The 21,473-nt window shown below is 39.9% G+C and carries 22 protein-coding genes and 1 tRNA gene; 20 read left to right on the top strand and 3 right to left on the bottom strand.

Features of this window, described 5'->3' with window-relative positions:
• Window positions 1-2 precede the first annotated feature (2 nt).
• The 7 genes from NSQ85_RS00850 (at window position 3) to tsf (ending at window position 5,522) form a co-directional block, all read left to right on the top strand.
• A complete protein-coding gene (locus NSQ85_RS00850) occupies window positions 3-587 on the top strand; it encodes a hypothetical protein (RefSeq protein ID WP_340780926.1) in 585 nt (194 codons plus the stop codon).
• A 151-nt stretch (window positions 588-738) separates the two neighbouring features.
• Window positions 739-963 carry a hypothetical protein gene (locus NSQ85_RS00845; RefSeq protein ID WP_050204117.1) on the top strand — a complete coding sequence of 75 codons (225 nt, stop codon included), beginning with the start codon at window positions 739-741 and terminating at the stop codon, window positions 961-963.
• 11 nt (window positions 964-974) lie between these two features.
• Window positions 975-1,334: a hypothetical protein gene (locus NSQ85_RS00840; protein WP_340780924.1), complete on the top strand. Its 360-nt coding sequence runs from the start codon at window positions 975-977 to the stop codon at window positions 1,332-1,334.
• A 161-nt stretch (window positions 1,335-1,495) separates the two neighbouring features.
• Window positions 1,496-2,827, top strand: coding sequence for an ISLre2 family transposase (locus NSQ85_RS00835; protein WP_340780923.1), 1,332 nt, complete (start codon window positions 1,496-1,498; stop codon window positions 2,825-2,827).
• Window positions 2,828-3,218: 391 nt separating this feature from the next.
• Window positions 3,219-3,289: transfer RNA gene (locus NSQ85_RS00830), tRNA-Cys, on the top strand.
• A gap of 314 nt (window positions 3,290-3,603) precedes the next feature.
• Window positions 3,604-4,371: a 30S ribosomal protein S2 gene (rpsB, locus tag NSQ85_RS00825; RefSeq protein ID WP_084830432.1), complete on the top strand. Its 768-nt coding sequence runs from the start codon at window positions 3,604-3,606 to the stop codon at window positions 4,369-4,371.
• A gap of 110 nt (window positions 4,372-4,481) precedes the next feature.
• The gene (gene tsf, locus NSQ85_RS00820; protein WP_084830433.1) at window positions 4,482-5,522 is read left to right on the top strand and encodes a translation elongation factor Ts; all 1,041 of its coding nucleotides are present in this window, start codon (window positions 4,482-4,484) and stop codon (window positions 5,520-5,522) included.
• A gap of 109 nt (window positions 5,523-5,631) precedes the next feature.
• On the opposite strand, the gene NSQ85_RS00815 is transcribed toward tsf, so the two are convergent.
• Entirely contained in the window at window positions 5,632-6,102 is a 471-nt protein-coding gene (locus tag NSQ85_RS00815; RefSeq protein ID WP_100285118.1) for a COG2426 family protein, read from the bottom strand.
• A gap of 243 nt (window positions 6,103-6,345) precedes the next feature.
• Here NSQ85_RS00815 and NSQ85_RS00810 point away from each other — a divergent pair, with 243 nt between their 5' ends.
• Both NSQ85_RS00810 and NSQ85_RS00805 read left to right on the top strand, forming a co-directional pair.
• Window positions 6,346-6,816: a CtsR family transcriptional regulator gene (locus NSQ85_RS00810; protein WP_340780919.1), complete on the top strand. Its 471-nt coding sequence runs from the start codon at window positions 6,346-6,348 to the stop codon at window positions 6,814-6,816.
• Complete coding sequence (locus NSQ85_RS00805; RefSeq protein WP_340780917.1) at window positions 6,817-9,267, top strand: ATP-dependent Clp protease ATP-binding subunit; 2,451 nt, start codon at window positions 6,817-6,819, stop codon at window positions 9,265-9,267. It abuts the gene before it with no gap.
• A 127-nt stretch (window positions 9,268-9,394) separates the two neighbouring features.
• On the opposite strand, the gene pbp3 (NSQ85_RS00800) is transcribed toward NSQ85_RS00805, so the two are convergent.
• Both pbp3 (NSQ85_RS00800) and pbp3 (NSQ85_RS00795) read right to left on the bottom strand, forming a co-directional pair.
• Window positions 9,395-10,651, bottom strand: coding sequence for a D-alanyl-D-alanine carboxypeptidase PBP3 (gene pbp3, locus NSQ85_RS00800; RefSeq protein WP_340780915.1), 1,257 nt, complete (start codon window positions 10,649-10,651; stop codon window positions 9,395-9,397).
• A gap of 144 nt (window positions 10,652-10,795) precedes the next feature.
• A complete protein-coding gene (gene pbp3 / locus NSQ85_RS00795; protein WP_340780913.1) occupies window positions 10,796-12,043 on the bottom strand; it encodes a D-alanyl-D-alanine carboxypeptidase PBP3 in 1,248 nt (415 codons plus the stop codon).
• A 208-nt stretch (window positions 12,044-12,251) separates the two neighbouring features.
• Between pbp3 (NSQ85_RS00795) and pnp the strand changes: the two genes are divergently transcribed.
• The 11 genes from pnp to NSQ85_RS00740 all read left to right on the top strand — a co-directional run bounded on the left by pnp (window position 12,252) and on the right by NSQ85_RS00740 (window position 21,261).
• Window positions 12,252-14,477, top strand: coding sequence for a polyribonucleotide nucleotidyltransferase (gene pnp, locus NSQ85_RS00790; protein ID WP_340780912.1), 2,226 nt, complete (start codon window positions 12,252-12,254; stop codon window positions 14,475-14,477).
• Window positions 14,478-14,485: 8 nt separating this feature from the next.
• On the top strand, window positions 14,486-15,256 hold the full coding sequence (locus NSQ85_RS00785; protein ID WP_340780911.1) for an SseB family protein: 771 nt from the start codon (window positions 14,486-14,488) through the stop codon (window positions 15,254-15,256).
• A gap of 72 nt (window positions 15,257-15,328) precedes the next feature.
• A complete protein-coding gene (gene cysE / locus NSQ85_RS00780) occupies window positions 15,329-15,949 on the top strand; it encodes a serine O-acetyltransferase (protein WP_002948444.1) in 621 nt (206 codons plus the stop codon).
• A gap of 382 nt (window positions 15,950-16,331) precedes the next feature.
• Window positions 16,332-17,675: a cysteine--tRNA ligase gene (gene cysS, locus NSQ85_RS00775; protein ID WP_065972795.1), complete on the top strand. Its 1,344-nt coding sequence runs from the start codon at window positions 16,332-16,334 to the stop codon at window positions 17,673-17,675.
• The gene (locus tag NSQ85_RS00770) at window positions 17,668-18,069 is read left to right on the top strand and encodes a Mini-ribonuclease 3 (protein WP_011680620.1); all 402 of its coding nucleotides are present in this window, start codon (window positions 17,668-17,670) and stop codon (window positions 18,067-18,069) included. The genes cysS and NSQ85_RS00770 overlap by 8 nt, the downstream gene beginning before the upstream one ends.
• Before the next feature lie 281 nt (window positions 18,070-18,350).
• Entirely contained in the window at window positions 18,351-18,506 is a 156-nt protein-coding gene (locus NSQ85_RS00765) for a hypothetical protein (RefSeq protein ID WP_002948458.1), read from the top strand.
• A gap of 75 nt (window positions 18,507-18,581) precedes the next feature.
• On the top strand, window positions 18,582-18,770 hold the full coding sequence (locus tag NSQ85_RS00760; RefSeq protein ID WP_100262597.1) for a hypothetical protein: 189 nt from the start codon (window positions 18,582-18,584) through the stop codon (window positions 18,768-18,770).
• Window positions 18,771-18,840: 70 nt separating this feature from the next.
• Window positions 18,841-19,083 carry a hypothetical protein gene (locus NSQ85_RS00755; protein ID WP_084828425.1) on the top strand — a complete coding sequence of 81 codons (243 nt, stop codon included), beginning with the start codon at window positions 18,841-18,843 and terminating at the stop codon, window positions 19,081-19,083.
• A 47-nt stretch (window positions 19,084-19,130) separates the two neighbouring features.
• Window positions 19,131-19,874 (top strand): 23S rRNA (guanosine(2251)-2'-O)-methyltransferase RlmB, encoded by a 744-nt coding sequence (rlmB, locus tag NSQ85_RS00750; RefSeq protein ID WP_100262598.1) that lies wholly within the window; start codon window positions 19,131-19,133, stop codon window positions 19,872-19,874.
• 2 nt (window positions 19,875-19,876) lie between these two features.
• Window positions 19,877-20,392, top strand: a complete 516-nt coding sequence (locus NSQ85_RS00745; protein WP_084828427.1) for an NYN domain-containing protein — start codon at window positions 19,877-19,879, stop codon at window positions 20,390-20,392.
• An 8-nt stretch (window positions 20,393-20,400) separates the two neighbouring features.
• Entirely contained in the window at window positions 20,401-21,261 is an 861-nt protein-coding gene (locus NSQ85_RS00740; protein WP_084828428.1) for a DegV family protein, read from the top strand.
• Window positions 21,262-21,473: the final 212 nt, after the last annotated feature.

Genomic DNA, 21,473 nt, shown 5'->3' with positions numbered 1-21,473 from the left:
CAATGAAAGAATGGATAAAAGTTAATATGATTTATGTTATTGTGGTTGGACTATTGCTTATTTTCTCTGGATTTGCAGTTTATAGAAATCTAACCAGTAGCAAACCACAGGAACATAAAAGCGAACAGACGGAGACGACAGTGGAGGATGATGTATCACAATCAACTCCAGAAACAGTTGATGAAAAGAACTATCGGACAGCAAAATTGAAGCTAGAACACCCTTATACTGAAGGGAGCGACGAGCATAAGCAACAAGTACTTAAAGCATTTGATGAGGCAACAAACGCTATTAAGAAGGCAGACCATTTATCAAATGTTCGTGGCACACTAGAAAATCATCTTTCTATGAGTCAAGATGGAATGGTTCAAACTTTTGCGATGGCGCTCCTGGTAAATCAATATGAGTATCAATCAGATAAGCTAGAAGTTATGCCATCTGAAAATGAGGACGTTGTTCAATTTCTAATCGTCCTGACAAAGGAGGGAGAAGATAACTGTTATTTTGTAGGGAACTTCAATACAACGGTTAATCAGATTCAGCTGAAAGCCTATGTTGGTGGGAATATTGGTGGTTCTTTTGGATAGTAACTAAAAAATAAAACGCACAAAAAGTTATACAACAAGTTGTGCGTTTTTTATTGACAGTTATGGCTTTTTTATATAAAATATGTTTGTAAAAGTTATATAACTTTTTATATAACAAATTATAATAATCAATATTTGAAAGAGTTTATTTATGAAGAATCAAAAACCTCTTACTAGTCAAGAAATAAGTGATAATAAATTACCGAAAAATAACAAAAAGGGGCGTTATCCTTTTTCACTTCACTATGATGTGCGCTATCAGAAACTAGAGGAATTAGTAAAATTTCATGGTTCTAAATCTGCTTCAGACTACTTAGAAAATTTAATTATTAAAGAATGGAGCAAGATGCAGAGAAAACTAAAAACTAAAAAATAAGGAGCTTAATCATGATCATTTTTGTTTCTCTCAAAAAATTAGTTCAGACTTTTTGGTGGTTGATTGCAGCAATGGCTATCTATATCTTTTACCAGACAATCGGATTAAATATGTTTTTCTTGTTGGTTGTCGGACTGTTGGCACTGAAGTTTGTTCCTGTCCTAGTATTACCTATTATTATAATTGCTCTAGGAGTTCATTTCTCAGGTGGCTTTTCGTTCATTGCAGACTTTTTAGAAATAGGGATTGTTATGCTTATAGGTTTTCCTTTTGTCTTCATGACTTGGCTGTTTATTGATGAGCAGATAAGAGCCGTCAAAGAGGCCAAAAAGCTAAAAAAACATAGGGCTGTCTATGGAAAAAGGAACTAACATGGCGAAAATTTTAGAATTACTGAATAATCATTGAAACATAGGAGCCTTTCATTTTTGGAAGGTCTTTTTCTTTTCGGAGCAGAATCAAGATAAACTTGAAAAGGCATTAGTAAATTTATAAAATAGGGCACGTTATTCTAATTTAAGGGAGAGAGTCAATGAACTTTGATGAACGAGAACTTAAAGAGCAACTATTTGCCCAAAATGCACTTGATTTTTATGATTTTGTAGCTAAATATGATGAGCAAATGGTTCCAGTTATGAAAGCGAGAGGCTATACCTGCATTCATTCAACTGAGCGCACTGTGGCCTTTACCTTTGGAGATTTTACGTTTCGTCGTCGTAGATGGAAAAAAGGTGATCAGTGGTCTGTTCCAGTGGATGAGAAACTTGGATTAAAAAAGAATGTGCGATTCTCCTGGGAATTTATGTACCAGGTTGCTAGACTATCTACGATGATGCCCTATGAAAAGGTAACTCAGGTTATTCAGATGACCTATCATATTAGAATTACAAAGCCTACCGTAGTTCAAGCTGTTAAACTATGTGATAAATTACTGGCAGAACGAGCTGCTTATCGGTTCTATGAAGAGAATGAAGAAGTAGAGAGGCAGAAGGTTGATGTGATTTATATTGAAGGTGATGGTGTAATGGTCAAGGCACGTGACGTTGATACAGATAACCGTCACTATGATTTATCTCATTTCGTAGTTCATACAGGAAGTCACAAAATTGGAAGTAATCGCTTTGAGCTAAAAGATAAAAAGGAGTTTGTTGGTTTGGATAATCGGTTGGCTAGAGAACAAGTATTAGATTATCTCTATAACACCTACGAGATAACAGATAGAACTCTACTTATTACAAACTCTGATGGAGGTCATGGTTATACTCCATATGTTTTTAAGGAGATTGCCAAGGCTTTGAAAATCAAACGTCACGAACATTTTTGGGATGAGTACCATGTTAACCAAAAGTTAAAATCCTTTTTTAAATCTTATTCAGAAGAGTTACTTGAGGGAGCTTTTCAAGCGATAAAGCAACATGATAAAGGGAAATTACGCACTGTATTAGACACAACAGAGGCATTGGTGTTGACTGAAGAAGAAATGGAAGAGTTTAAGAGTTTCAAGAGAAAGCTGTTAAATAATTTTCAATACACTAAGCCGGCTGAATTAAGGGGGTTCACTCATGCAGGGATAGGTATTATGGAGTCTCAACACCGTAAAATTACTTACAGGATGAAAAAACGTGGTATGTATTGGACAGTTTGGGGTGCAGAGACAATGAGCCGTATAATTGTTCTCAATTATGAGGAACAACTCAGAGATTTATTTTTTGGTTCTTGGAGAGAGGAGTATGAAAAAATGACTGAACTAGAATCTGTTTCAGCAGGTCTAATTAAGTCACAATTGAATCAAATTGAGCGGGAATATAAGCTTCATCGCCTAAATAAAAGAGAAGGAAAAAGAGGTCTTAGGTTCGATAAATAAATCAAAAAGTTATATAACTTGTTATATAACAAATTACCTTTCAAAAGAAAGGTTTTTTGTGCTACAATTCTAAAGAAAATACTTGCTTGGTATGCCTATGTGTGTTATAATTTATATAACTTAATCGAATAAAAAAAGTGGCACGCCTCCTACAGCGTACCACTTACCGAGTAAGAACCATCACTTCTTACTCAGTCTCTAATTTATGATACAGGATAAACGTATCACTGTCAAGGGCTGAGCAAGAAATTGTTCAGCTTTTTCTTTACATCTCGGTAACAAGTTCTTCTCTGACAATACAGAATTGGCCATTCTAAAAAATTCTACCGCATACAATTTAAGAAAACTACTTGACGCCATTTAGATTTTAAGGTAGAATATTATTAGTTATGGCGGTATAGCCAAGTGGTAAGGCACGGCTCTGCAAAAGCTTGATCGTCGGTTCAAATCCGTCTACCGCCTTTGTATAATGTGTTTACACACAAAAAGCCCGATTCTTTCGGGCTTTTATTTTCGTAATAAGGGAACAATAATTTATCATGGCAGATATTTTATGATAGGAAGTATGCAAAAATCTTTACCAAAATACTTTAAAGAAAAGCTTTTTTAAGGTCGCATTTGACTTGTCAAAATGGGGCTTTTATGGTAAACTATGACAGTTGTATTATGCAACAAATACTCATTCTGGATGTATTGTGAATCTGTTGCTCTTTATGGGTGGGTTTGCAAGATGAAGTCTGGGAGAGGAGAAAACAATTTTTTAAGGAGAAATACTCATGGCAGTAATTTCAATGAAACAACTTCTTGAGGCTGGTGTTCACTTTGGTCACCAAACTCGTCGCTGGAATCCTAAGATGGCTAAGTACATCTTCACAGAACGTAACGGAATCCACGTTATCGACTTGCAACAAACTGTAAAAATGGTTGAGACAGCTTACGAATTCGTTCGTGAAGCAGCAGCTAACGATGCAGTATTCTTGTTCGTTGGTACTAAAAAACAAGCAGCTGAAGCAGTTGCTGAAGAAGCAACTCGTGCTGGTCAATACTACATCAACCACCGTTGGTTGGGTGGTACTCTTACAAACTGGAATACTATCAAAAAACGTATCGCTCGTTTGAAAGAAATCAAACAAATGGAAGCTGACGGAACTTTCGAAGTTCTTCCTAAGAAAGAAGTTGCACTTCTTAACAAACAACGTGCACGTCTTGAAAAATTCTTGGGTGGTATCGAAGATATGCCTCGTATTCCAGATGTAATCTACATCGTTGACCCACACAAAGAACAAATCGCTGTTAAAGAAGCTAAGAAACTTGGTATCCCAGTTGTAGCAATGGTTGATACAAACGCTGATCCAGATGAGATCGATGTAATCATCCCAGCTAACGATGATGCTATCCGTGCCGTTAAATTGATTACTTCAAAAATAGCTGACGCTATCATCGAAGGTAAACAAGGTGAAGACGCTTCTGTAGATTTCCAAGAAGCAGCTGCAGCTGATTCAATCGAAGAAATCGTTGAAGTTGTCGAAGGTGACAACAACTAATCTTTAAGATTGGTTAGGGCGTGTTGCCCACTAAAGATACGACAAACACCTAAGGGGCGGGGCTCAGCCCAGCCCCTTAGTCTTATAAAATAAATTTGGAGAAAAACAAAATGGCAGAAATTACAGCTAAACTTGTTAAAGAATTGCGTGAAAAATCTGGTGCTGGTGTCATGGACGCAAAAAAAGCATTGGTTGAAGTTGATGGCGATATCGAAAAAGCGATTGAATTACTTCGAGAAAAAGGTATGGCTAAAGCAGCTAAGAAAGCTGACCGTATTGCAGCTGAAGGTTTGACAGGTATTTACGTTAGCGGTAACGTTGCAGCAGTTGTTGAAGTTAACGCTGAAACTGACTTCGTTGCGAAAAACGCTCAATTCGTTGAGTTGGTAAACGAAACAGCTAAAGTGATTGCTGAAGGTAAACCAGCTAACAACGAAGAAGCACTTGCATTGACTATGCCTTCAGGTGAAACTCTTGAAGCTGCATACGTAACTGCTACAGCTACTATCGGTGAAAAAATCTCATTACGTCGTTTTGCAGTTGTTGAGAAAACCGATGCACAACACTTCGGAGCTTACCAACACAACGGTGGACGTATCGGTGTTATTTCAGTTATCGAAGGTGGAGATGAAGCTATTTCAAAACAAATCTCAATGCACATTGCAGCGATGAAACCAACTGTTCTTTCATACTCTGAATTGGACGAACAATTTGTTAAAGACGAATTGGCACAACTTAACCATGCTATCGATCAAGATAACGAAAGCCGTGCAATGGTTAATAAACCAGCTCTTCCACACCTTAAATATGGATCTAAAGCTCAATTGACTGATGCAGTTATCGCTCAAGCTGAAGAAGATATCAAAGATGAGTTGGCTGCTGAAGGTAAACCAGAAAAAATCTGGGATAAAATCATCCCAGGTAAAATGGAACGCTTCATTCTTGATAACACTAAAGTTGACCAAGCGTACACTCTTCTTGCCCAAGTTTACATCATGGACGACAGCAAAACAGTTGAAGCTTACCTTGAATCAGTAAATGCTTCAGTAGTAGAATTCGTTCGCTTTGAAGTTGGTGAAGGTATTGAAAAAGCATCTAACGACTTTGAATCAGAAGTTGCAGCTACAATGGCAGCAGCTCTTAACAACTAATTTTAGTTGCTAGATAAAAAGAAAAGAAGTTACGTGAATCAATCGTAACTTCTTTTTTGTTGTAATTAGAAAACGTCTGAGCAATTCTCCAGATATCTAAACATTTCTATTAATGAGCAAGAGTGTCTACTCCAAATAGAAGAGAGAGAGTTCCCATAATGATACCTGCGAGGATAACTCCGAGCATAACAGCTAGAACACTGCGCTTAAAGTCCCAGTCTAGGATAGATGCTGCAAGCGTACCAGTCCAAGCTCCTGTTCCTGGAATTGGAATTCCTACAAAGAGCAGAAGGGCCCAGAAGATACCCTTGTCTCCAGCAGCTTTTTCAAGCTTTTGACCCCCACTATGGCCTTTTTTTAGACACCAGGTAAAGAAACCACCGATAAAAGGTTTGTCAGCACCCCACTTGAGAACACGGCGGGCGAAGAAGAAAATAATTGGAACTGGAAGCATGTTCCCAATCACACAAAGGACAAGGGCCTGCCACCAAGGAATACCTGAGGCGATAGCAACAGGAACTGCTCCACGGAGTTCAACAAGGGGAATCATAGAGATTAAGAATGCAATGATGTATTTCATGAGTAACCTTTCATAAGGAAATGGAATAAGAGATAAAATTCAAGGAATGTGAGTTTTATCGTGGTGTTCAGGATATTTCAGTAAAAAAATGAGACATCTACTATTTTTAATCTTATCTATTATATCTTATACGTTCTCTAATGGCAATTTTAAAAAAGCTATTCGAGAGTATAGTTTCCCATGTGCTAACATTTTTGGTATAATAATAGTCAGTTATAGTCAAATTAGACTGGAGGAATTAAGTTGGCAAGAAATACATCAGCAAAAAATACATCAGATAGTATAGAAGAATATATTAAAGAATTGCTGGGCCAGTCTGGAACTGCTGAGATTCAACGCTCGAACTTAGCAGATGCTTTTCAAGTAGTACCAAGTCAGATTAACTATGTTATCAAGACTCGTTTTACAGAGAGTCGTGGGTATATTGTTGAGAGTAAACGTGGTGGTGGCGGCTATATTCGCATTGTCAAAGTTAGATTCTCCGACAAACACCATATGATTAATGATTTGCTGCAAAATTTGGAAGATCAGCTCAGCGAACAAGTCTTTACAGACCTCATTCAGTTGCTTTTTGATGAAAAGATTATCACTGAGCGTGAGGGAAATTTGATTTTAGCGACTGCTAGTGATGATGTTTTAGGCGAAGATGCGGCTATCATTCGTTCGCGTATTCTACGCTCGCTATTACTTAGATTGGATAGAAAAGGGAATTAGATGACGATATATTCAAGAAAAATGCAGGCCATTTTCCATCGTGCTCAGCTTGAAGCGGAGCGTTTTGAAAGTCCTTTCTTGGAGACTTGGCATGTGCTTCTGGCTATGGTTGAGATTCCGGGATCTGTAGCCTACTTAACATTTACTGATTTTGAGGACCGTATTCATTCAGAAGAGATTGAGACAGCTGCTGTATTGGCTATGGAGAAGAGGCCAAAAGACTTGTCGGAATCAGATATTATCGATTTACGTGCACAGTCACCTGCGCTAGAGGCTATGTTGCAAGAGGCGCAAGGAATCGCTAGTGTGACTGGTGCTGTAGAGGTAGGGTCTGAACATGTATTGATGGCCTTCCTTCTTCATAAGGATTTAATGGTTTGTCGCCTCCTTGAAGTGGCTGGTTTTCAATATAAAGATGATAGCGATAAACCTCGCATCATAGATTTACGACGTTCTTTGGAGCGTAATGCTGGTCTTAGCAAGCAAGATTTGAAGGCAATTCACGATCTTCGTAAACCTAAGAAATCAAAAGCATCTGGGAATTTTGCCAATATGATGCAACCTCCTCAATCATCTACTGGTGAACTGGCAGATTATACCAAAGACTTAACTGCATTAGCGGAGTCAGGAAATCTTGATCCCGTTATTGGACGCGATGAAGAAATTTCACGCATGATCCAGGTTTTGAGTCGTAAAACGAAGAATAATCCCGTCTTGGTAGGTGAAGCTGGTGTCGGTAAGACAGCACTTGCTCTTGGTTTAGCGCAACGTATTGCTTCAGGCGAAGTACCATTTGAATTGGCTGATATGCGTATCTTAGAGCTTGACATGATGAGCGTTGTTGCAGGGACACGTTTCCGTGGTGATTTCGAAGAGCGTATGAATCAGATTATTGATGAGATTGAAGCTGATGGGAAAATCATTCTCTTTATTGACGAACTACATACGATTATTGGATCTGGTTCAGGTATTGATAGTACCTTGGACGCGGCTAATATTTTGAAACCGGCCCTTGCGCGCGGGACACTTCACATGGTTGGAGCAACCACGCAAGCTGAATACCAAAAGCATATTGAGAAAGATGCGGCTTTATCCCGTCGTTTTGCTAAAATTACAATTGAAGAACCAAGTGTATCTGAAGCAATCGATATTTTAAACGGTTTGCGTTCGTCTTATGAAGACTATCATCGTGTGACAATTACGGACGAGGCAGTTGAGACGGCAGTCAAGGCAGCGCATCGCTATTTGACGAGTAAGAATTTGCCTGATTCGGCAATTGATCTTTTAGATGAAGCGAGTGCAACTGTTCAAGTTCGTATCAAAAAAGAGGCCAAACGTGAGATAACACCTTTGGATGAAGCACTTCTATCTGGGGATATTAGGGCTGCTGTTGAACAGTACAAGGCTAATCAAAAGGCAAAATTTCCTAAACCTGCTTTGGTAGATGCGGATCAGATTATGCAAACTCTTAGTCGTTTATCAGGTATCCCTGTTGAGAAGATGACGCAGACTGACAGCAAGCGTTACCTGAATCTTGAATCAGAACTCCACAAACGTGTTATTGGTCAAGATGAGGCGGTTTCGGTTATCAGCCGTGCTATTCGTCGTAATCAGTCAGGTATTCGTACTGGAAAACGTCCTATTGGCTCCTTCATGTTCCTTGGACCTACTGGTGTTGGTAAGACAGAATTGGCCAAGGCTTTGGCGGAAGTTCTCTTTGATGATGAATCAGCTTTGCTTCGCTTTGATATGTCGGAATATATGGAAAAATTTGCGGCTAGTCGCCTTAATGGTGCTCCTCCAGGGTATGTCGGATATGATGAGGGTGGAGAGCTGACAGAGAAAGTTCGAAATAAGCCCTACTCAGTTCTTCTCTTTGACGAGATTGAGAAAGCTCACCCAGATATCTTCAACGTTCTCTTACAGGTTTTGGATGACGGTGTTTTAACAGATAGCCGTGGTCGTAAGGTTGATTTTTCAAACACTATCATCATTATGACCTCAAATTTGGGAGCTACAGCTCTTCGTGATGATAAAACTGTTGGTTTTGGTGCTCAAACTATTTCTCATAATCACCAAGCCATGCAAGCACGCATTATGGAAGAGCTTAAGAAGTCCTATCGTCCAGAATTTATTAACCGTATTGATGAGAAGGTTGTCTTCCACAGCTTAGAGGAAGAACAACTACATGACATTGTCAAGATTATGGTTAAACCATTAATTTCAGCTCTAGCCGATAAAGGTATAAGCTTAAAATTCCAACCAGCTGCTCTTAAGCATTTGGCTAAGGATGGCTATGATATTGAGATGGGAGCTCGTCCATTACGTCGTACGATTCAAACTCAAGTGGAGGACAAGTTGTCTGAGTTATTACTAGGTGGCCAAGTTGTTAGCGGACAGACCCTTAAGATTGGTTGCTCGAAAGATAAATTAACCTTTACAGTAGTGTAAATATTAAACATCAAAGACAGATTACACCCATAATCTGTCTTTTTGTGTCAATAAGAGTCAAGATAGAGTCAACCTTTCCGTAAAGCAGGCGTAAAAGAAAAAGCCGAGCCACGCTCGACTGTAAGTATTAGAGTTTCTCGTTGACAAAGGTTACAAAGTGATTCCACCAAACCTTGAGGAAGAAGCTCTTCTTAACTTCTTTACCAGCAACCAGTTCTATGCTTGGGATGCCTTGATTAGGTAGGTAGCCATTTCCTACAAGAGTCCTATCTTCAAAGGTGGTTGTTCCCACCTTGTCTCCTAACTTGACAGGGGCTTGCATCTGGTTGGTAGTGACTTTAATGTGTTTGTTATTGTTAGCATCTATTTTTTGGATAATATTAAAGTCAGACTTAGCGACAGCAGACACTTGCTTGGATTTACCATCGAGGACATCTGCTTGGCCTTTGCTGATGGCTTGTCCTTTCTTAGCAATAGTCTTACTTTCCCAATGGTAGACCACGTAATTAAGGAGTTCATTGGTTGCGGTAAACCGGGCATAGTCATCCGTATCGGTGTGTTCAGCGTTTATGATGACTGTGATAATACTCATCCCACTTTCATTTGAATGGGCTACGAAGGAGGCTCCGGCCAAATCAGTGGTACCCGTTTGGAGCCCATCAACTCCCTTGCGGTAACTAGGCTGTCCTTTAAGCATATAGTTAAAGGTTTTGAGTTTATTGACACCATCAAAATTAGCTTCTGTCTTTTTAGTGATGTCGAGGATTTCGGGATATTCTTTAATCACATGTTGTGCAATGACAGCAACATCCTTGGCACTCATGGTGTTTTCTTCGTCTGATTTAGAACCTGGATAAATATTATTACCTAAATAGGAATTATTAAGTCCAGAGGCATTGACAATCTTGGAATCAGTGATACCCCAGTCTTTGAGTTGGGCTTTCATCATATCAACAAACTTACTCTCAGTACCTCCGATTTCCTCGGCTAGGGCAATGGCTGCGCTGTTGGCACTGGCAATAAGAGTTGCGTCGAGGAGCTGTTTGACAGTGTACTTACGGGCATCTAGTGGAATATTGGAGACTCCGACACTGACAGTCAATTCAAAGGGATAGTCAGAAATGTCAACTTTAGTGTTCCATTTGAGGTCTCCTTGGTCTACCGCTTTATAAACCATATAGGCTGTTAGAAGTTTGGTAATAGAGCCAACCCCATTAGGGGTAGTCGCATCTTTTTCGTATAAAATCTTACCGGTAGTTGCTTCGACAGCAATAGCATGCTTGGCTGAGGCATCAAATCCTTTTTTCTTATCTGCTGCAAAAGTAGGAGTTACGCTTCCCAGACAGAGTAAGAAGGTCATAATAAGTGTAATCAGTTTTTTCATGGTTTGTTCTTTCATGTGTTTTGGGTATTTATTATACCACATTTTGAGAGGAACTTAAGGTGTTGAGAAGGAGCTTTTACGATTATACCACGATTTTCAAAGCAAATAAAAACTATCTTTTGATATCAAAAGATAGTTTTGTGTTTACTTGCTTCCTGTGAAGAAATTAAGGATATGATTCCACCAAACTTTTAAGAAGAAGCTTTTCATAATGGACTGGTTGGCTGTGACATCAACTTGAGGTGGATCAGAAATATAACTTGTTCCTACGAGATCTTTATCATCATATATTGCTGTTCCAATGGTATCTCCTTTTTTGATAGGAGCTGTCACGGTTTTTGCTTGTATTTTTACTGAATCATTTTGGCTATTTCTTTTTTGGACAACTGTAAGATCTGATTCGAGCCTAGCAGAGATGTTTTTTCTGTCTCCATCGGCTACCTTGATATCATTTTTCTTGACGATTTGTCCCTTAGTGTTGAGGGTTTTGATTTCCCAGTTTTGTGTCACATAATCTAGCAACTCATTTGTGGCTGTGAAACGTGCAGATTCATCGTCCCCACCATTGTACGCATTCATAACGACTGTAATCAAGCTCATGCCATTTTCATTGGAGTGGGCTACGAAGGATGCCCCAGCTAGTTCAGTTGTTCCAGTCTTAAGTCCATCAACCCCCTCACGGTAGTTTTCTTGGCCTTCTAACATGTAGTTGTGGGTAGTCAATTTGTTGTCACCCTCGAAATCAACCTCGGTTTGTTTGGTGATTTCGAGTACTTGGGGATAGTCTTTGATGAGATGGTCTGCGATAATCGCAATATCTAGAGCACTCATGGTATTTTCGTCATCTGGTTTAGAGCCAGGATAACGGTTATCTCCTAGATATTTATTGTTCAGACCCGAAGCGTTAAATAATTTAGCATCTGTAATGCCCCATTCTTTTAGTTGGGCTGTCATAGTGTCAACAAAGGTACTCTCTGTTCCTGAGATTTTTTCAGCTAGAGCAATTGCTGCACTGTTGGCACTACTAATGAGGGTGGCATCTAAGAGTTGTTTAACAGTATATTTTCGAGAGTCTAGTGGGACGTTTGAAACTTCTGGATCAACTGTTAAGTTGAATGGATAATCTGAGATACCTACCTCAGTGTCCCAAGTAATTTTACCTTGATCAACGGCTTTGTAGACCATGTAGGCTGTCAGGATTTTCGTCATTGAAGCAACACCATCAGGAGTTGTAGCATCCTTTTCATAGAGCACTTTTCCTGTAGTGGTTTCGATAGCGATCGCATGTTTTGCAGCAACATCGAAGGAATCAGTCTGATCTTGTGCTAGGGCAGGTGTTGCTAGACCTATTAAGATTAAGGCAATCATAATGCTGTGTTGTAATTTTTTCATAGTCATTCCTTTGTCTCTCATAAGCGTTTATTATATCACAAAACCACCTAAATATCTGAAATCGAGAAAAGCTTGGAGCGCAACTTATGCCGAAGCTCTGCCATTTTCGACTATAATATGGTAAAATGGAAGTTATATCAAATGAATGATATAAAGTTGACCAGTTCGTTTTTGTGGGGCTGGTTATGGATAAAAAGAGGGATCAAACATGGCTAAACAAACTTTTGAGATGACCTTTGAAGGACGCCCACTTGTTGTGGAAGTGGGACAAGTAGCCAAGCAGGCTAATGGTGCTGTTGTAGTACGTTATGGAGATACAACCGTATTGTCAGTAGCTGTTATGTCTAAAAAGATGGCAACTGCAGATTTCTTTCCTTTACAGGTTAATTATGAGGAAAAAATGTATGCGGCTGGTAAGTTCCCAGGAGGCTTTAGCAAGCGTGAGGGACGACCTTCAACTGATGCCACCTTGACTGCTCGTCTTATTGACCGTCCTATTCGTCCCATGTTTGCGGAGGGTTTTCGTAACGAAGTTCAAGTCATTAATACTGTTCTCTCTTATGATGAAAATGCTAGTGCGCCAATGGCCGCTATGTTTGGGAGTTCTTTAGCACTTTCTATTTCGGATATTCCTTTCAATGGTCCTATTGCTGGGGTTCAAGTGGCTTATGCAGCGGAAGATTTCATCATCAACCCAAGTGCATCAGATAAAGAAGTTTCACATTTAGACTTGATAGTGGCAGGTACCAAGGAAGCCATCAATATGGTAGAAGCAGGTGCTCAGGAATTGTCAGAGGACATCATGTTGCAAGCACTTTTGAAGGGACATGAAGCTATTCAAGAGTTGCTTGATTTCCAAAATTATATTGTTGCGGCTGTTGGTAAGGAAAAGGCTGAGGTTGAACTGCTCCAAGTGGATGCTGATTTGAAGGCTGAAATTGAAGCAGTTTATTATGATCAGTTAGCTAAGGCTGTTCAGGTGGAAGAAAAAATGGCGCGTGAGGCAGCAACCCAGGCTGTTAAAGAAGAGGTCCTCGCTTCTTATCAAGAACGTTTTGCAGAAGATGAAGATAAGGAAACCATTCTACGTGATGTGGTAGAAATTCTTGAGCAGATGGAACATGCTGAAGTGCGCCGTCTGATTACAGAAGACAAGGTTCGTCCTGATGGTCGTCGTTTGGATGAGATTCGTCCTTTGGATGCTGAAATTGACTTTCTGCCAAATGTTCATGGATCAGGTCTCTTTACACGTGGGCAAACCCAGGCCTTATCAGTCTTGACTTTAGCCCCTATGAGTGATACACAACTCGTTGATGGTTTGGATCCAGAGTATAAGAAACGTTTCCTTCACCACTACAATTTCCCTCGGTATTCGGTGGGTGAAACAGGGCGTTACGGTGCACCAGGCCGTCGTGAAATTGGTCACGGAGCTTTAGGTGAACGTGCCCTTGCTCAAGTGCTTCCAAGCGTTGAAGAGTTTCCATATGCTATCCGTTTGGTATCCGAAGTCTTGGAGTCAAATGGTTCTTCTTCACAGGCTTCTATTTGTGCAGGCACTTTGGCTCTTATGTCCGGTGGGGTGCCGATTAAGGCACCTGTTGCGGGGATTGCCATGGGTCTTATTTCAGATGGAACCAACTACACTGTTCTAACCGACATTCAAGGTTTAGAAGATCATTTTGGTGATATGGACTTTAAGGTGGCTGGTACACGTCTAGGTATTACAGCTCTTCAGATGGATATTAAGATTTCAGGAATTACACCTGCTATTCTTGAGGAAGCTTTAGCTCAAGCTAAGGTGGCACGTTTTAAAATTCTTGATATTATTGAGTCAGCGATTGCTGAACCACGTTCGGAATTGGCCCCAACAGCTCCTAAGATTGATAGTATTCAGATTCCTGTTGACAAGATTAAGGTTGTCATCGGTAAGGGTGGTGAAACCATTGACAAGATTATCGCTGAGACAGGTGTCACAATTGATATCGATGAAGAAGGGCTCGTTCAGATTTTCTCTAGTGATCAGGATGCTATTGACCGTGCTAAAACAATTATCTCTGACCTTGTACGTGAAGCTAAGGTTGGCGAGGTCTACACTGTACCAGTTGTGCGTATTGAAAGGTTCGGTGCCTTTGTCCACCTCTTCAATAAGACTGATGCCTTAGTCCACATTTCAGAATTAGCTTGGAATCGCACTGAGCATGTTGAAGATGTGGTTAAGGTTGGGGATATGGTAACCGTTAAAATTATCAAAATCGATGAAAAAGGTCGTGTTGATGCTTCAATCAAAACCTTGCTTCCTAAACCTGAAAAAAATGAAGACAGGGAAAATGGAGAAGAGCGTCTTCACTGTTGTTGTTCTCATCATAAACCAGACCATCATAATGAAAGTGTGGAAGCACCGAAAAAAAGTGATGAATCAGAAACGAAAGAATAAGTAGAAGAATGACAGAAAATCAAGAATTGCAAGCCTTTGATGAAACCTTGAGAGAGTTTTTAACGGAACCAGACCATTTTTTGACTAGTCTGTCCTTGGTTAATCACTTCCAACATACTCCGGTATTGGCAACTAAAAGCCTTTATGCAGTTGAAGTAGAAGGGAAGAAAGTTGTTCCAGTCTTTACAAGTGAGCCGGATTTGCAAGCCTTTAAAAATACTCAAGATAGTGCCAAAGAGCAGACTTGGGTAAAATGTTCAAGTTTAGATATTCTATCTCAGCTTGTTGAGGCAGAACTTTTTGGCCTTGCTTTTAACCTTAAAGAGGTGGGTGACTTCTCGAATACCACTCTTTTTGCAAGCAGTGAATTAATTCAATTCATCAACTATTTTACTCAGACTCTTAATAATCTTCTGGGTGAGAAAAATCAAAAGGCAGATCCTAAGGATAAGATTTATCTTGTTCCAGCCTTCGTTCACAAGCGCGAGGAAGATGGTCAGAATGACCGTTTCTTTGCGACTATGTCGAATGCAGAGGGGCAGAGCTATGTGCCTGTGTTTACAAACTTGACGAGCTTTGCTAAATGGTACGGGAGCGAGACTTTTGGTTTACCTTTCCGTAAGGCTAAAGGGACCATTCTGCAGTGGCCATTGGCAGAAATTTACCAGCCTTCAAGTGGCGAAAATGAGTTGGACAAGGTTCAAGGTGTTGTCATCAATCCTTTTGATGAGCATCCTGAGTTAGTCAATTGGGCTTATTTTGAGGATGATAGCAAGTAATCCTGGTATTATCAAACCTCTGAAAAGATAATAAGGCGACAGTAAACAATAATGATATAAGGAGTGACCTATATGGGGTGGTGGAAAGAAAGTATTGATATTGTAAAGAAAAATGATCCAGCGGCTCGGACAAGTTTGGAGGTTCTTTTAACCTATCCTGGTCTCAAAGCCTTGGCCGCTCATCGTATCTCACATTTTCTCTGGCGCCACAATTGTCGACTCTTAGCTCGTATGCATAGTCAATTTTGGCGATTTTGGACTCAGATTGAGATTCACCCTGGGGCTCAGATTGCTGAAGGTGTCTTTATTGATCACGGTTCTGGCCTTGTCATTGGTGAAACAGCTGTGGTTGAAAAAGGAGCTATGCTCTATCACGGTGTTACTTTAGGTGGTACTGGTAAAGATGTCGGAAAACGTCACCCAACCGTTCGTGAGGGTGCATTGGTTTCAGCCCATGCTCAGATTATTGGGCCTATTGAGATTGGAAAAAATGCCAAGGTAGGTGCAGGAGCTGTGGTTGTTGCCGATGTCCCAGAAGATGTTACGGTAGTTGGTGTCCCTGCTAAGGTCGTACGTGTTCACGGTAAAAAGGATGAAGAAGTGATTCATGACATTGAGGAAGGTCGTGAATACTATAGCGAAAAGCTAGAAGATCTTCTAAAAGCAGCTAGCTTTCACTCATCACGTCTATAAGGAAAGAAAAAGATGAGACTCTTTAGTTCAAAGGTGACTTGACTGACCGTTGTAGGTCCACTCGCTCTTGTTTACATTGCTTTACATAGAGGGGATTATAGCAGGGCTGCTTTATGGTTTTGTATCTCTTTTTTGTGGGCTGGTATTGTCTACAAGCAACGTCACAAGTGAGACTTGAGTTGTGAAAAAAATTGTTCAAAAGTAATCCTTTTTTGGTCTTTTATTTTATATAGTTGGGAGCTTTGTTTCTGCTATGTTTCTTTTGGCTCAAGGTCTGCTAGTTGCGGCCATGGGGATTATCATTCTCGTTATACTCTTATGTTTATACTTAAACCATTTTAGGGATAAAAAATAGTTTCCAATTAATTGAAAGGAATCTCTAGTGATAAAAATTTATGATACAATGACACGTTCGCTCCGTGATTTCGTACCTTTGACAGAGAACACTGTCAATATGTATGTTTGCGGACCAACCGTCTACAATTATATTCATATCGGAAATGCCCGTTCAACAGTAGCTTTTGATACCATTCGTCGTTATTTTGAGTATCGTGGTTATACTGTTAACTACATTTCTAACTTTACAGATGTAGATGATAAGATTATCAAGGCGGCCAATGAAGTTGGTATTTCGACCAAAGAATTATCAGACAAGTTTATCACAGCCTTTATGGAAGATACCGCACAACTTGGAATCAAACCAGCGACACAAAATCCTCGTGTTATTAACTACATGGATGAAATCATTGCATTTGTATCAATCTTGATTGATAAAGGTTTTGCTTATGTTTCTGAAGGTGATGTATACTTCCGAGTAACTAAGTCAAACAATTATGCTAAATTAGCCAACAAGACCTTGGAAGATCTTGAAATTGGTGCTAGCGGACGTACGGATGCTGAGACAGATCGTAAGGAAGATCCTCTGGATTTTGCCCTTTGGAAAGCTGCCAAAGAAGGAGAGATTTCTTGGGAAAGTCCTTGGGGACCTGGACGTCCAGGCTGGCACATCGAATGTTCTGTTATGGCAACTGAAATCCTTGGGGATACTATCGATATCCATGGTGGAGGTGCGGACCTTGAGTTCCCACACCATACTAATGAAATCGCACAATCAGAAGCCAAGACTGGTAAGACCTTTGCTAATTACTGGATGCATAACGGTTTTGTCAATGTGGACAATGAGAAAATGTCAAAATCCTTGGGTAACTTTGTGACTGTTCATGATATGCTTAAGACGGTTGATGGGCAAGTGCTTCGCTTCTTCCTAGCGACACAACAGTATCGTAAACCAATTAACTTTACCGAGAAAGCTATCCATGATGCTGAAGTCAATCTCAAGTATTTGAAAAATACGCACAGTCTACCACTAACAGAAGAGGTAAGCCAAGCCGAATTGCAAACTTATCTTGATGCTTTCCAGGCGGCTATGGATGATGACTTTAATACGGCAAATGGTGTGACTGTTCTGTTTGATATGGCTAAATGGATTAATTCAGGCAACTATGATGAAACTGTTAAAGATGCTTTTGAAAAAATTCTACAAGTCTTCGGTATTGTTTTCGAAGAAGAAACTCTTGATGAAGATATCGAAAAACTCATTGAAGAGCGTCAAGCAGCTCGTGCCAACAAGGACTTTGCGACAGCAGATCGTATTCGTGATGAGTTAGCTGCTCAAGGTATCAAACTTCTTGATACCAAGGAGGGCGTGAGGTGGACACGTGACTAAACACATTGATGTAAATCTTATTAATGGTATTGCACTCGCCTTTGAGGGAGATGCTGTTTATTCCTTATACATTCGCCGTCACCTGATTTTTCAAGGACAGACTAAGCCAAATCAATTGCATCGTCTAGCTACACGCTATGTTTCCGCCAAGGCTCAAGCTAGCCTCATTGAAAAAATGCTAGAGCGAGAGCTTTTGACTGAAAAAGAGCTGGACATCTACAAACGAGGTCGTAATGCTAAGAGTCATACCAAAGCTAAAAATACGGATGTTATTACCTATAAAATGTCAACAGGCTTCGAGGCAGTCATGGGTTATCTTCATATGACCGAGGATATCGACCGTCTAGAAGAGTTGGTTGCTTGGTGCATTGATGAAGTTGAAAAAGAAATCTAAAAATTCTGCTGAGAGCAGGATTTTTTGTTGTTTAAAATTCATCTAGATTGTGAAAAATAAACGATGTCTAAAAATCAAGATTGTTTGAGAATCAAAGTAATTCAGTGTTTTAACAATAAAAATAAGATAAAACTGATATTTAGAGGCTTTAAAATGAGGAAATTAAGGAGTGTCTGACACGTGTAATCCCGATACTATAACGTTTTTTAATAAAACTCTTTTAACAGAAAGTTAAAGAAGTCTATAATGTTAGTAAATGAGTCTATATCAAAAATGAGGAGGTGAATGAAATAGCTAAGGAAAAAGTTTTCTATACAACTTTTGTTGTTTTGATTTTGTCTAGTTTTATGTTGCAAACAGGTAAAGCAGACGAAGTTCAGGTGAAATCTGATGAAGCTAAAATAGATTATGTTAATAGTGAGGCATCAGCTCCGTAAGTTGATTTTTCTTCAGTTGAAGCCCAGGCAGAACCACCCAGTCAAGTAAGCTCAGTGGTAACCTTAACGTCACTGATGGTTTTCTCTTCAAGTGAGACAGATGAGGCGCTTCTTGAGGTGCATTCTCAAGTTGATATTGTAGAAACGAGTGTTTCTATGGCTAAACCTCATTCAGAAGAGGCTCGTGTCCAGGATCTTGGTGAGGACCGATCAGTAGCTGGATCTGAGCGAAGATATTCAAGCCCAATATCTGAAGTGGTTTAAGAAACTGATAGCTCTCTTGTATAGACAACTGCAGAAATAAGTCAGTTGGATAAAAATATAGATTGAGAATTTGATCTATTCGTCAGAAGTAACCTTTACAGACGAACTTATCTCAGAGATTTCCGGAAACAGTTCAACAAGTGCAGGCTCAATTGACATCTTACAAGCAGCAGGTAAAACCATTACCCAGGCTGCGAGAAAGATTGCGGAATCAATTGCAGATCTAGATACAATTGGTAAGCAGACTTTGGCTGCTGCAAGGGTTGTTTTATTTCTTCTAGTGCTTTACCTAGCGGAAATTACATTTATTTAATACGCTTTGCCCTCGTAAGAGTGCTTTTTTTATGATAGAATAGGCATATGAAAACAACTAAAGAATCAATCCTGGACATTGTTTATGGTGTGCATGCTGTAACGGAGAGTCTAGAAGCTAATACTGGAAACAAACTCTATATTCAAGACGATCTTCGAGGGAAAAATGTGGATGCTATTAAGGCCTTGGCAGCTGAAAAGAAGGTTTCCATCTCTTGGACACCAAAGAAAACCTTGTCTGATATGACAGGTGGGGCTGTTCATCAAGGTTTCGTCCTTCGTGTGTCAGAGTTCGCTTACTCTGATCTCTCAGTTATTATGGATAAGGCTGAGCAAGAGGAGAACCCTCTGATTCTCATTTTAGATGGACTTAATGATCCTCATAACTTTGGTTCCATCCTACGAACGGCTGATGCTACTCAGGTGACAGGAGTCATTATTCCCAAGCATCGTGCTGTAGGGGTAACACCTGTCGTTGCCAAGACATCAACAGGAGCGGTGGAGTATATTCCGATTGCAAGAGTGACTAATCTTAGCCAAACCCTTGATAAGCTTAAAGAAGCAGGTTTTTGGGTATTTGGTACAGATATGAATGGTACAGCATCTCATAAATGGAACACAGCTGGCAAGATTGCTCTTATCATTGGTAATGAAGGTAAGGGGATCTCCGCTAACATCAAGAAACAAGTTGATGAGATGATTACTATTCCTATGGGTGGCCATGTGCAGAGCCTAAATGCCAGTGTGGCAGCTGCGGTTCTTATGTATGAAGTTTATCGAAACCGATTGTAACTATGAAAAAAAGAATACTTCTGGTTGATGGTTATAATATGATTGCCTTTTGGAAAGAAACCCGTCAACTCTTTAAGACCAATCAGCTTGACGAAGCTCGTGAAACACTGCTTCGTAAGCTTAATCATTATGCCAACTTTGAGCATATTGATATCATCTGTGTGTTTGATGCCCAGTTTGTTCCAGGGAATCGTCAGCGCTATGATCAGTACCGTGTCAGTGTTATTTTTACTGAGGAAGACGAGACAGCTGATAGCTATATTGAGCGCTCAGCAGCCGAGATGAATACTATTCAAAATCTAGTTGAAGTAGCAACTAGCGACTTAAATGAACAGTGGGCCATCTTTTCTCAAGGAGCTTTACGTGTTTCAGCACGTGAGTTGGAGGAGCGTGTTAATACCGTTAAGTCTGATTTAGACAAGATGTCAGCACATATTGACTTAACAACCCCCAAGTTACGTCCATGGGACGAAACACAATTAGGAAAATTACAGAACCTTTTAAATGAAATAAAATAGAGGGATATATGACATTTAAAATTTTGACAGATTCAACAGCAGATCTAGATGAAAAATGGTCTCAGGAGAATGATGTTGAACTTATTGGTCTAACCATTACGCTCGATGATATTACTTATGAGACCGTTGGCCCCAATCGATTAACGAGTGACCGTCTGTTGGAAGCTATGCAAGAAGGAGGTCAACCGACCACAAGTCAGGTGAATGTTGGTCAATTTGAAGAGGTTTTTCGTCGTCACGCTCAAAATGGTGATGATCTCCTTTATCTGGCCTTCTCATCAGTGCTTTCAGGTACTTATCAAAGTGCCGTTATGGCGCGTGACATGATTTTGGATGAGCATCCAGAAGCTGTCATTGAGATTGTAGATACCCTGGCGGCAGCAGGTGGAGAAGGTTATCTCTCTATCTTGGCGGCAGAAGCTCGTGACCAAGGTAAGAGTTTAGCCAAAACGAAAGCCATGATTGAGGACATTTTGCCACGTTTACGAACTTATTTCTTAGTTGATGATCTCTATCATCTTATGCGTGGGGGCCGTCTTTCTAAGAGCTCAGCAATTATTGGTAGTTTGATTAATATCAAGCCCCTTCTTTGGCTAGACGATTCGGGTAAGTTGGTTCCTTTGGCTAAAATCCGTGGACGTAAAAAAGCCATTAAAGAAATGGTGTTGTATGCTACTCAGGATATTGGACATAGCACAGCGATTGTCGCTTATGCTAATGATTTAGAAGCTGCTGAGAATCTAAAAGAACAATTGTTAACAGTTAACGGCATTGAGCAAGTTCTTATTATGCCACTAGGTCCAGTTATTTCTACCCACTTCGGACCAGGGACGTTAGCCGTCTTTACGATTGGTGAGAAAGCTAGATAAAGTTAAAGTAAAAAGAGTAGTAAAATGCTGCTCTTTTATTGTAAAATGGGACTGTCAAGTGAATTTGACACGATGTAAAGGCACCTTAGCTAATATGTCAAGGATATTGGATAGTGTTTCAAAACGAAAAAGGAGATAATGTACTCGTTACGTCAGTAGCGAAAGGAGAGTTTTATAATGAATATCAATGAATTAAGAAAAAAGAATAATCT

This window comes from Streptococcus sp. FSL L8-0526 (genome assembly GCF_038007145.1).
Classification (GTDB): domain Bacteria; phylum Bacillota; class Bacilli; order Lactobacillales; family Streptococcaceae; genus Streptococcus; species Streptococcus thermophilus.
Note: the sequence above shows the minus strand (reverse complement) of the source record. Positions and strands in the feature narration are given on the sequence as shown.